Origin of the sequence: Streptomyces sp. NPDC005728 (assembly GCF_040630895.1) — a bacterium.
Classification (GTDB): domain Bacteria; phylum Actinomycetota; class Actinomycetes; order Streptomycetales; family Streptomycetaceae; genus Streptomyces.
In genome coordinates this window covers 80,933-91,747 of the sequence record NZ_JBEXYL010000034.1, presented here as the reverse complement: position 1 = coordinate 91,747, position 10,815 = coordinate 80,933, and the positions used below count along the sequence as shown (strand labels likewise).

Genomic DNA, 10,815 nt, shown 5'->3' with positions numbered 1-10,815 from the left:
GTTGATTTTTGGCACGCTGTTGAGTTCTCAAGGAACGGTCGCTTCCTTTGTACTCACCCTCTCGGGCTTTCCTCCGGGCTTCCCTTCGGTGTTTCAAACTCTATCAGGGTTTTTCCGTCTCCCTGACCACTCTCCCGCAGACATGCAGAAGGTGATCCCAAGATTAGGATCTGATGAGTTTGGGTGCCGCTCAGGGGGACACTTTCGCGCCGTTCCCTCAAGCAGGAGTACGACTGTACACGGGGCTCTGAAGCGCGTGCAAATCGACCGGGTTGGTGGTCTAGACCACTACCTGGTAGCTTCCAAACGGAACCGCCACTTCATATGACATACGCTGCTGCTCAGTGCCGTCCGGGACAGCCAGTGACGGCCCGTACGCAGCTTCACTCCTTGGGAGGCTTCCCATGACCACCGTGACGTCCCCTCTTGCTGGACGCGCCATCGGACTGGCCGCCGTGCCGGATCCGGTCTTCTCCGGGGCCATGGTCGGCCCGGGCACCGCGATCGACCCCGTGCGTGAGCCCTCCGAGGCCGTCGCGCCCGTGGACGGCGTCATCGTTTCCCTGCACCCGCATGCCTTTGTCGTCGTCGACGAGAGCGGACACGGCGTACTCACCCATCTCGGCATCGACACCGTTCAGCTCAATGGCGAGGGCTTCGAGCTGCTCGTCAACAAGGGCGACACCGTGACGCGTGGTCAGAGCATCGTGCGCTGGGACCCCGCCGCGGTGGAGGCTTCCGGTAAGTCTCCGGTCTGCCCCGTCGTGGCGCTCGAGGCCACCGCCGAGTCCCTCTCCGACCTCCGCGACAGCGGTGACGTGAAGGCCGGCGACAGCCTCTTCTCCTGGAACTGATCGCAGTGCCGTCTTAAAGCGGCGTACAGGACAACCACCACGGCGGCGGTACCCGCCGCACTATCGGAGACGGGTGAGATGGAGACAACGCTGCGAGGCGTCGGCGTGAGCCACGGGGTGGCCATCGGCGAGGTTCGGCACATGGGAACTGCGGTGCTGGAGCCGCCGGCCAAGCAGATCCCGGCGGAGGAGGCGGAGCGCGAACAGGGGCGGGCGCGCCAGGCCGTGGATGCCGTGGCGGCCGACCTGATGGCGCGCGGCAACCTGGCGGGGGGCGAGGCCCAGGCCGTGCTCGAGGCGCAGGCCATGATGGCGCAGGACCCCGAGCTGATGGCGGACGTGGACCGACGGATCGCCGTCGGCAGCACGGCGGAGCGTGCGGTGTACGACGCGTTCGCGGCGTACCGCGAGCTGCTGGCCGGCGCCGGGGAGTACCTGGCCGGGCGGGTGGCCGACCTGGATGACGTGCGGAACCGTATCGTCGCCCGGCTGCTGGGTGTCCCCATGCCGGGTGTCCCGGACAGTGACGAGCCTTATGTGCTCGTGGCGCGCGACCTGGCTCCCGCCGACACAGCACTGCTCGACCCGACTCTGGTGCTCGGTTTCGTGACCGAGGAGGGCGGGCCGACCAGCCACAGCGCGATCCTGGCGCGGGCGCTCGGGGTTCCGGCCGTGGTGGCGCTGCCGGGTGCGAGTGAGCTGGCCGAGGGCACGGTGATCGCTGTCGACGGCAGCACCGGCAACATCTTCGTGAACCCGAGTGAGAAGAAGAAGGCGCAGCTGGAGGCCGCGGCCGCCGAGCGGAAGGCGGCGCTGGCCGCGTCGACCGGCCCCGGAGCCACGGCCGACGGGCACAAGGTGCCGCTGCTGGCCAACGTCGGCGGACCTGCGGATGTGCCGGCGGCCGTGGAGGCCGGTGCTGAAGGTGTCGGTCTTTTCCGTACCGAGTTCCTGTTCCTGGACGACAGCAAGAACGCGCCGTCCGAGGAGAAGCAGGTGGTGGCCTACCGGCAGGTGCTGGAGGCGTTCCCCGAGAGCCGTGTGGTCGTGCGTGTGCTGGATGCGGGCGCCGACAAGCCGCTGGACTTCCTGACACCGGCGGACGAGCCGAACCCTGCGCTGGGTGTGCGGGGCCTGCGGACGCTGCTGGACCACCCCGACATCCTGCGCACGCAGCTGACCGCGCTGGCGAAGGCTGCGGAGGGGTTGCCCGTCTACCTCGAGGTCATGGCGCCCATGGTGGCGGACCGCGCGGATGCCAAGGCGTTCGCGGATGCCTGCCGTGAGGCGGGGCTGCGGGCCAAGTTCGGCGCGATGGTGGAGATCCCGTCGGCCGCGCTGCGGGCCCGTTCGATCCTCCAGGAGGTCGAGTTCCTGTCGCTGGGGACCAACGACCTCGCGCAGTACACGTTCGCGGCGGACCGGCAGGTGGGTGCGGTGTCGCGGCTCCAGGACCCGTGGCAGCCCGCGCTGCTCGACCTGGTCGCGCTGTCCGCCGAGGCGGCCAGCGCAGAGGGCAAGAGCTGTGGTGTGTGCGGTGAGGCCGCGTCGGACCCGTTGCTTGCCTGTGTGCTGACGGGTCTGGGTGTCACCTCCCTGTCCATGGGTGCGGCGTCGATTCCTTATGTCCGGGCGACGCTGGCGAAGTACACGCTGGCGCAGTGCGAGCGGGCTGCCGCGGCCGCGCGTGCGGCGGACAGCGCCGAAGAGGCGCGTGGCGCGGCTCAGGCGGTGCTGTCCGGCGAGTAGCCGACCGGCGCCCGTGGGGTGTCGGGTTCAGGGGCGTCCCGCCTTCGGGTGGGGCGCCCCTGGCGCGTTCAGTGGCGGTGCCTTTGTGCCGTGCCGGCGTCTCCGAGGTCGGGCGGTGTGGAGTAGTCGACGTCTGATTCGGGGGAGATGAGGTCGCCGGATTCGACGTCGGTGCAGTAGGCGTCGAAGACCTCGGAGGCGGTGAGTGGTTCGAGGCCCCCGGCGCGCAGCCGCCAGCCGTAGACACGGTCGGTCGTGTCTCGGGCGCTGATGCGCATGACGAGTCCGCCGGGACTGTTGGCGGCGAGGCCGAGGGCCAGGACGCTGGTGAATTCGAGGGCTTCGGCCTCGTCGAGTTCTGTCGTGCCTTCGGTGTCGTCGGCGTGCAGGACGGAGACGAGGGTGTCCGGTGGTCCGGAGACGCTGCAGACGAGGTGCCGGTCGCCGGGCGGGGCGGTGTCGAGGATGCGGACGAGGAGGTCGGAGGAGCGGGTGAAGGCGGCGCGTCCGATGTCCTCGCCGCAGGTGGGGCAGGGGCCGAGGCGGGTCAGGAGGGTGGTGGCGTACTCCCAGGTCGCCTGTCGTACGGCCTCGTCGACGAGGGCGGGCAGGAGGGTGGCGAGGGGGCTGCCGTCGTAGGGGATGGTGGGGCCGGTGGCCGCGAGTTCTGCGGTGAACCGGGTGCGGCTGGCCGGGGCTTCCGGGTCGAGGCCGGTGTGCGCGCAGAAGTCGGCGTACTCCTCGGGGTCGAAGAGGGCGAGGGTGGTGTGGCTGCCCTGTGCCGCGCGGCTCTTGAGGAGGGCTTCCACCTGCCGGAGGTAGGTGGTGTGGTCGTCGAAGGCGAAGCTGCTGTAGCGCCGCATGGCGCGGAAGTCGTGGTCGTCGGTGAGCAGGCCGATGGTGCCGGCGATTTCGCGGCGCAGGATGCGTCGCATGGTCTGGTGGTCGGTGTGCGCCATGTCTCCCCCAATGCACAGTCGATCATTGCTCACTCACAGTAACTGGCGGCACTGACAACGGGCTGCGCTGGAGGCGCTCGCGGACCAGGCGGTGCTGAATTCCGCAGGTCACAGCGATAGTGGTGCCGAAGACGGTCCAGCCGAGGGGTCCGGTCGCGATGGCCGCGGTGACGGCGAGTGGGCCGATGCTGCGTTGGGCGGACTGGGCCAGTCCGTGGACGCCGAGGTAGCTGCCCAGGGTGGTGTCGGGCGCGAGGGCTACGGACAGTTCCCAGGAGACGGTGGCGTGGAGCATCTCGGCGAGGGTGAAGGCGATGGCCGAGGCGGTGAGCAGGCAGATGGCCTGGAGGGTGCCGCCGGTGGCGGAGAGGGCCATGGCGATGCCGCCGAGCGCGAAGGCGGCGGACAACGGGAGGAGGAGGTTGCGGGCGGCCGCGGTGGTGGTGCCGTAGCGGGCGAGTGGCACTTGGAGGGCCACGACCATGACGTTGTTGAGGACGAGGAGCAGGGGTGCGAGGCCGTGGGGCACGCCCTCGCTGTGGGCGATCCACAGAGGCAGGCCGATCTTGAAGACGGTGTCGTCGAGGAAGAGGACGGTCTCGGTCGCGACGTAGGCGAGGTAGGTGCGGTCGCGCCAGGGGTTGGCCGGCCTGCCGCTGTGGGCCGCGCCGTCGGCGGTGGCGGCGATGCGGGTGGCCGACGGGGGTTCCGCGCAGGTCAGGGTGAGGAGCCCGACCGTGATGAAGGAGAGGCCGTCGCCGACGAGGAGCCAGCGATAGGCCGTGGTGGTGGCGACGGTGAGGGCGGCCGCTGCGGCGAGGCCGCCCAGGGCCCAGCCGGCGTTGGAGGCGGTGCGGTTGACCGCCTGGTAGCGGACGCGGTCGGGTCCCGCGACGCGGGTGGCGTAGAGCTTGGTGAGGATGCTCGAGGCACGGTCGCCGAGGCTGCCGACGGCCGAGAAGGCGAGCAGCAGAGGGTAGTGGTCGGTGGTGAGCAGGGCGAAGGAGGCGAGGGCCCGCAGGAGTTGGAGTGCGATCAGGACGCGGGTGAGCGGGAGGCGGTCGGCGATGCGGCCGCCCAGGGGCGCGCCCGCGATGCCGATGGCCCCGGAGACCGCGGCAAGTGTGCCGACCTGCGCGACGGAGAGGCCTGAGACGTAGGTGAAGTAGAGGACGGAGACGGATGCCCACAGGCCGCTGCCGATGCGGTCGATGAAGGTGATGAGGAGCATCCGGCGTCCGTCGTGGCCTCCTGGTATGCGCGGTTGCCGGATGTCGGCGCGGGGCTTCGCGTCCACGGTTCCCCCTTGGGTGGTACGTGTCTTGGAACTTGCCCTGACGCTTGTGTCGAGTTATGTATTGGTACATAATTTCTAACGTGGTAACACAATATGAGATCAGCGGTACGACGGCCAAGGGAATTGCCGCATCCGTCGAACGGGGCGTGGCCGAGGGGGCCTTGGCGCCGGGAGCCGCACTGCCGCCCGTGCGGCGGCTCGCGGACGACCTGGGGGTGAGTCCGGGCACGGTCGCCACGGCCTACAAGGAGCTGCGGGCACGGGGCATCGTCGTCACGCGCGGGCGCGGTGGCACGGTGGTCGCGCCGGCTCCGGCGGTAGCGACGCGGCGGCCGCCCAAGGTCCCGGACGGGTTGCGGGACTTGGCCGGCGGGCACCCTGATCCGGCCCTGCTGCCCTCTCTGGTGCCGCCGTCACGGCTCTCACCGGGCGCGCGCTCCCATCGCTCCGCTCCCCGGCTGGCGCGGCTGGAGGACGCCGTACGCGACTGGCTCGGGGCCGACGGCGTTCCCGTGGAGCATGTGACGTTCGCGCACGGGGCACTCGACCTGATCGGCCGGGTGCTGACGGTCGAGTTGCGGCCCGGCGACAGCGTGGCCATGGAGGATCCGGGCTATCACCATCTGCTGGATCTCGTCACGGCGCTGGGGCTGCGGATGGTCCCGGTCGCCGTGGACGACGAGGGGATGCGTCCGGAGTCCCTGAGGACGGCGCTGGGGGCCGGTGTGCGGGCCGTGGTGTTCAGTCCGCGGGCGCAGAACCCGTACGGCGGCAGCTATTCCGCGGCGCGCCGCGATGCGCTGGCCGGACTGCTGCGGGACGCGGCCGATGTGCTCGTGGTGGAGAACGATCACGCCTCCGAGGTGGCCGACGCCGTCCTGCACACGGTGACCGGCGCGGGAGTGGCCCGCTGGGTGCATGTGCGGACCGTGAGCAAGTTCCTGGGGACCGATCTGCGGTGGGCGGCCGCGGCCTGTGACCCGGTCACCCTGGCGCGGCACGACGGACGGCTGCTGCTGACCTCGGGCTGGGTCAGTCACCTGCTGCAGGAGACCGTCCTTGGGCTGATGACGGACGCGGACACGCAGGCGTTGGTGGCACGCGCGCGTGAGGCGTACGCGCTGCGCCGCACCACCCTGGCCGCCGAGCTGGCGGAGCGGGGCATCGCGTCGCACGCCGCGAGCGGGATGAACCTGTGGGTGCCCGTACGGGACGAGTCGGCGGTGGTGAACGGGCTGCGGTCGTACGGCTGGTGGGTCGCGGCCGGGGCAAGGTTCCGCCTGGCGTCCGCGCCTGGTGTCCGGATCACGGCCGCGGATCTGGAGCCGGCCGAGGCGGCTCGGCTGGCCTCGGACTTCGCCGCCGTGCTCGGCGAGTCCGAGGCCACCTACGGGGGATGAGATACCTGCGGGTCAGGCGCGTTTGCGGGCCAGTTCCTCGTAGAAGCCCAGCAGGGTGAGGTTGTCGATGGAACCGGGGTTGACGGCCTTCTCCAGGGGTGTGCCCTGGAGAAGGCGCTTGACCGGGACCTCGATGCGCTTCCCGGTGAGCGTGTGCGGGATGCCCGGGACCTCGATGATCTCGTCGGGCACATGGCGCGGAGAGAGCTGTTCGCGGATGGTCTGCTTGATGCGGTTCAGGAGGGCTTCGTCCAGGGTGGCGCCTGGCGCCAGGTGCACGAACAGCGGCATCCAGTAGCCCCCGTCGGGCTGCTCGACGCCGATGACGAGGGACTCCTTGATCTCGGGCAGGCGCTCGACCACCTCGTAGATGTCGGCCGAGCCCATGCGCACGCCCTGGCGGTTGAGCGTGGAGTCGGAGCGGCCGTGGATGATCACGGAGCCGCGCGCGGTGAGGGTGATCCAGTCGCCGTGCCGCCACACGCCCGGATAGGTGTCGAAGTAGCTGTCGTGGTAGCGGCTGCCGTCGGGGTCGTTCCAGAAGTGGATCGGCATCGAGGGCATGGGGTTGGTGACGACCAGCTCGCCCACCTCGTCGACCAGGGGATTGCCGCTCGGGTCCCAGGACTGCAGGCCGGTGCCGAGGCCGGGCGCCTGGAGTTCGCCGGTGTACACCGGAAGGGTCGGTACGGCTCCTGCGAAGCAGGAGCAGACGTCCGTGCCGCCGCTGACGGAGGCGATCCACAGGTCTTCGCGGACCTCCTCGTGCAGCCAGCGGAAGCCGTCGGGCGGCAGCGGGGAACCGGTGGTGGCGACGCACTGCACGCGGGAGAGGTCGAAGTCGCGGGAGGGGTGCACGCCTGCCTTGCGGCAGGCCATGACGTAGGCGGCCGAGGTGCCGTAGAGGGTGGCTCCGGTGCGTTCGGCGACCCGCCACTGGGCGCCCGTGTCGGGGTAGCCCGGGCTGCCGTCGTACAGGACGACCGTCGTGCCCGTGAGCAGGCCGGAGACGAGGAAGTTCCACATCATCCAGCCGGTCGAGGTGTACCAGAAGAAACGGTCCTCGGGGCCGAGGTCGCAGTGCAGACCGAGCTGCTTGAGGTGCTCTACGAGGATGCCGCCCTGGGACTGGACGATGGCCTTGGGCAGACCCGTCGTGCCGGAGGAGTACAGCACCCACAGCGGGTGGTCGAACGGGACCTGCTCGAAGACGGGCTCGGTGTCGGCCTCGGTCAGCTCCGACCACTCGAGGGCGCCCTCCGGGGCCTCGGTGCCGAGGAGCGGGATGTGGACGACGGCGCGCAAGGTGGGCAGCTCGCGGCGCAGCTCGGCGACGATCTCACGGCGGTCGTGTTGCTTGCCGCCGTAGCGGTAGCCGTCGACGGTGAACAGGACGACCGGTTCGACCTGCTGGAAGCGGTCGAGGACGCTGCGGGCGCCGAAGTCGGGGGCGCAGGAGGTCCACACGGCGCCCACGGCGGCCGCGGCGAGGAGTGCGACGACCGCCTGCGGGATGTTCGGGAGGTAGCCGCTGACGCGGTCGCCGGGGCGTACGCCGAGGGCGCGGAGTTCGGCGGCGAGGGAGCCCACCTGGCGGCGCAGCTCGGACCAGGTCACCGGGCGCGGTTCATGGGTCTCGTCGACATGGAGGAGGGCGGGTTCGTCCGCGCGGTCGGCGGCGGCCCGCAGGGCGTGCTCGGCGTAGTTGAGGGTGGCTCCGGGGAACCACTGGGCACCCGGCATGGAGCGGTCGCCCAACACGCGCGCATAGGGGGTCGAGAACCGTACGTCGAACCACTCCGTGACGGCCTTCCAGAAGGTGTCCAGCTCCTCCACGGACCACCGGTGGAGTGCGGGGTAGCCTCCTTCGGCCGGGGCGCCGTGGTGCTCGGCGGCCCATGCCTGGAACCGGGTGATGCGTGCCTGGGCGATCCGCTCGGGATCGGGCTGCCAGAGCGGCTGGGGGTTCGCTGTCGACATGGGGCGGCTCCCGGGCTGTGCGCGTCGTGTGCGTCGGTCCGCGCACGGCGGGGTGTGCGCGTGACACGGCTGACAGGGACGATGCCATGTGATCGACTTCTACACCAGGGTGCGCCCCACATAGTCCGTGTCGTGAAGATGTGGTCCCGGCACGGGTGAACGACAGTTGAACGACACGCGCGCGTGGGGCGGTCAGTGGCAGGGTGAGCAGCATGGACGGTCGTGACCTGGTGCGTTCGGTGAGTGTGGTCGGTTCGGGGAGGGCGGCTCAGGGGTTGCGTACCGTGCGCGCCGCGTGGCGCAGGAGGCGTATCGACGCCGCCGGGTTGCCGGCACGTGGTGCCGAGCGCGCGCGGGTCCCGGGGCAGGTGCAGGGCGTGGAGCCGGGCCCGGGGGGCGGTCTGATCCGGTTCAGCCGGTCCGAGCTGCGGATCACCGTCGCGGTCAACGGCGCCGTCTTCTGGGGCTGGGACGGAGCGGATCCGGAACCGTCGTACGCACTCGCGGGAGGCTGCCCCGAGCCGGATCCGCGCGCGGTGCTGGAGCCGGACAAGGACGGCGGCTGGCGGGTGGTGGCCGAGCGGGTCACGATCGTCATCTCCCGCCACGGCGCGTTGGAGGTGTGCACGCCCGGAGGTGTGGTGCTGCGCCGGGATCTGCCCCCGCGTTGGTGGGAGCCGGTCGGCGGGGGCACGGCGCGGTGGATGCAGCGGTCCGAGGTGGCGGCGGACGCCCGTTTCTTCGGCCTGGGCGGGCGGGCGTCCGGCCCGCGGCTGCGGGACGGCACGTACCGGCTGTGGAACACCGATCCGGGCCGGGCGTTCGGCCCCGGTGACGATCCGCTGTACCTGACCATGCCGGTACAGCTGGTCGTGGCCGACGCCGCGGCGCATCTGGTGTTCCACGACACCTCGTGGGACGGCACGGTGACCCTGCGGGAGGGCGAGGAGGGCGCGGGGTCCGGGCTCGACCGGACAGGACGCTGCGAGATGCGCATGGACGGCGGCCCGCTGCGCTGCTGGGTGATCGTGGGCGCCCCCGCGCGCGTGCTGCACACCTGGGCCTCGCTCACCGGAGCACCCGCACTCCCTCCGGCGTGGGCGCTCGGCCACCATCACGCGCGGTGGGGCTTCGGCAGCGAGCAGGAGGTGCGCCGGATCGTCGCGGGCTACCAGGAGCACGGTCTGCCGCTGGACGCCGTCCACCTGGACATCGACCACTATGCGGACCACCAGGTGTTCACCGTCGACCTGGAGCGCTTCCCGAAGCTGCCGACGCTCGCCGAGGAGCTGCGCCGGGACGGGGTCCGGCTGGTGTCGATCGTCGACCCGGCGGTGAAGGTCGCGCCTGGCAACGCCGTGTACGACAGCGGCTCGGCCGTGGACGCTTTCGTGCGGGACACCTCGGGACGGACGGTGCGGGGCGAGGTGTGGGCGGGCGAGTCCGTCTTCCCGGACTTCACGCACGCGCGCGTGCGCAAGTGGTGGGGCGGTCTCTACGAGGAGCGGCTGGGGCAGGGGTTCGCGGGGTTCTGGCACGATATGAACGAGCCGACGTCGTTCAACGCCTTCGGTGAGCCGACGCTGCCGCGATCGGCCCAACACGCCCTGGAGGAGCGTGGCGGCGACCACCGGGAGGCCCACAACGTGTACGCGCTGTGCATGGCCCGAGCGGCCTACGAAGGGCTGCGCGAGCTGTCGCCCCGGGAGCGGCCGTTCCTCTTCTCGCGCTCCGGCTGGGCGGGCATGCACCGCTACGGGGGCACCTGGTCCGGCGACGTGGCGACGGGCTGGCCGGGGCTGCGGGCCTCACTGTCACTGGTCCTGGGGCTCGGCCTGTGCGGGGTGCCGTACTCGGGGCCGGATGTGGGCGGGTTCGACGGGTCTCCGTCGCCGGAGCTGTATCTGCGGTGGTTCCAGTTGGGTGCGTACCTGCCGCTGTTCCGTACGCACGCGAGTACGCGGGCGGGGCGACGTGAGCCCTGGGAGTTCGGCCCCGAGGTGCTGGAGCACGCGCGCGTGGCGCTGCTCGAACGCCGCCGTCTGCTGCCGTACTTCATCACACTGGCCCACCTGGCCCGACGCACCGGCGCTCCCTATGTGCGGCCGTTGTGGTGGGGGGCGCCGGAGGACCGCGCGCTGCGCGACTGCGAGGACGCGTTCCTGCTGGGCGACTCCTTCCTGGTCGCGCCGGTTCTGGACCCGGGGGCGGACCGGCGTGCGGTGCAGCTGCCGCGGGGCCGCTGGTACGACACGGTGACGGAGGTGGCGTACGAGGGTCCGGCACAGGTTCTCGTCGACGCGCCGCTGTCGCGGATTCCGGTGCTCGCGCGCGCGGGTGCGATCGTTCCCGTGCGCGGCGAGGACGGCGGGCTGGAACTGGAGGTGTGGGCGCCCTCCCGGGGACGGACCGGGGGCGGGCTGGTCGTGCCGGACGCGGGCGACGGGTGGGACGAGCCGGAGATCGAGCGCTACGCCGCCCGCTGGCAGGGCCGCCGGGTGGTCGTCACCCGGGAGCGGGAGGACGGCGCCGGTGAGCCGTCCCGCCCGGTGCGCGTACGGGGACTGGGCTGAGCG

7 protein-coding genes are annotated in these 10,815 nt (G+C 71.2%); 4 read left to right on the top strand and 3 right to left on the bottom strand.

The annotated features are described in order from the left end of the window. The first annotated feature begins 404 nt into the window (after positions 1-404). Both ABZ471_RS23430 and ptsP read left to right on the top strand, forming a co-directional pair. A complete protein-coding gene (locus ABZ471_RS23430) occupies positions 405-854 on the top strand; it encodes a PTS glucose transporter subunit IIA (protein ID WP_359068734.1) in 450 nt (149 codons plus the stop codon). A 78-nt stretch (positions 855-932) separates the two neighbouring features. Next, positions 933-2,603, top strand: coding sequence for a phosphoenolpyruvate--protein phosphotransferase (gene ptsP / locus ABZ471_RS23425; protein ID WP_359068733.1), 1,671 nt, complete (start codon positions 933-935; stop codon positions 2,601-2,603). A 68-nt stretch (positions 2,604-2,671) separates the two neighbouring features. On the opposite strand, the gene ABZ471_RS23420 is transcribed toward ptsP, so the two are convergent. Both ABZ471_RS23420 and ABZ471_RS23415 read right to left on the bottom strand, forming a co-directional pair. Further along, positions 2,672-3,562, bottom strand: coding sequence for a hypothetical protein (locus ABZ471_RS23420; RefSeq protein ID WP_359068732.1), 891 nt, complete (start codon positions 3,560-3,562; stop codon positions 2,672-2,674). A 22-nt stretch (positions 3,563-3,584) separates the two neighbouring features. Next, positions 3,585-4,859, bottom strand: a complete 1,275-nt coding sequence (locus ABZ471_RS23415; protein WP_359068731.1) for an MFS transporter — start codon at positions 4,857-4,859, stop codon at positions 3,585-3,587. An 80-nt stretch (positions 4,860-4,939) separates the two neighbouring features. Here ABZ471_RS23415 and ABZ471_RS23410 point away from each other — a divergent pair, with 80 nt between their 5' ends. Then, on the top strand, positions 4,940-6,259 hold the full coding sequence (locus ABZ471_RS23410; protein WP_359068730.1) for an aminotransferase class I/II-fold pyridoxal phosphate-dependent enzyme: 1,320 nt from the start codon (positions 4,940-4,942) through the stop codon (positions 6,257-6,259). Between the two features lie 12 nt (positions 6,260-6,271). Here ABZ471_RS23410 and ABZ471_RS23405 read toward each other — a convergent pair whose 3' ends face one another. Beyond that, positions 6,272-8,239, bottom strand: a complete 1,968-nt coding sequence (locus tag ABZ471_RS23405; protein ID WP_359068729.1) for an acetoacetate--CoA ligase — start codon at positions 8,237-8,239, stop codon at positions 6,272-6,274. Positions 8,240-8,451: 212 nt separating this feature from the next. Here ABZ471_RS23405 and ABZ471_RS23400 point away from each other — a divergent pair, with 212 nt between their 5' ends. Beyond that, on the top strand, positions 8,452-10,812 hold the full coding sequence (locus ABZ471_RS23400; protein WP_359068728.1) for a glycoside hydrolase family 31 protein: 2,361 nt from the start codon (positions 8,452-8,454) through the stop codon (positions 10,810-10,812). Positions 10,813-10,815 lie beyond the last annotated feature (3 nt).

Bases quoted from the DNA above. Each gene is read 5' to 3' on its own strand.
- ABZ471_RS23420 (WP_359068732.1), bottom strand. From the start codon at position 3,562: ATGGCGCACACCGACCACCAGACCATGCGACGCATCCTGCGCCGCGAA.
- ptsP (WP_359068733.1), top strand. From the start codon at position 933: ATGGAGACAACGCTGCGAGGCGTCGGCGTGAGCCACGGGGTGGCCATC.
- ABZ471_RS23400 (WP_359068728.1), top strand. From the start codon at position 8,452: ATGGACGGTCGTGACCTGGTGCGTTCGGTGAGTGTGGTCGGTTCGGGG.
- ABZ471_RS23430 (WP_359068734.1), top strand. From the start codon at position 405: ATGACCACCGTGACGTCCCCTCTTGCTGGACGCGCCATCGGACTGGCC.
- ABZ471_RS23405 (WP_359068729.1), bottom strand. From the start codon at position 8,239: ATGTCGACAGCGAACCCCCAGCCGCTCTGGCAGCCCGATCCCGAGCGG.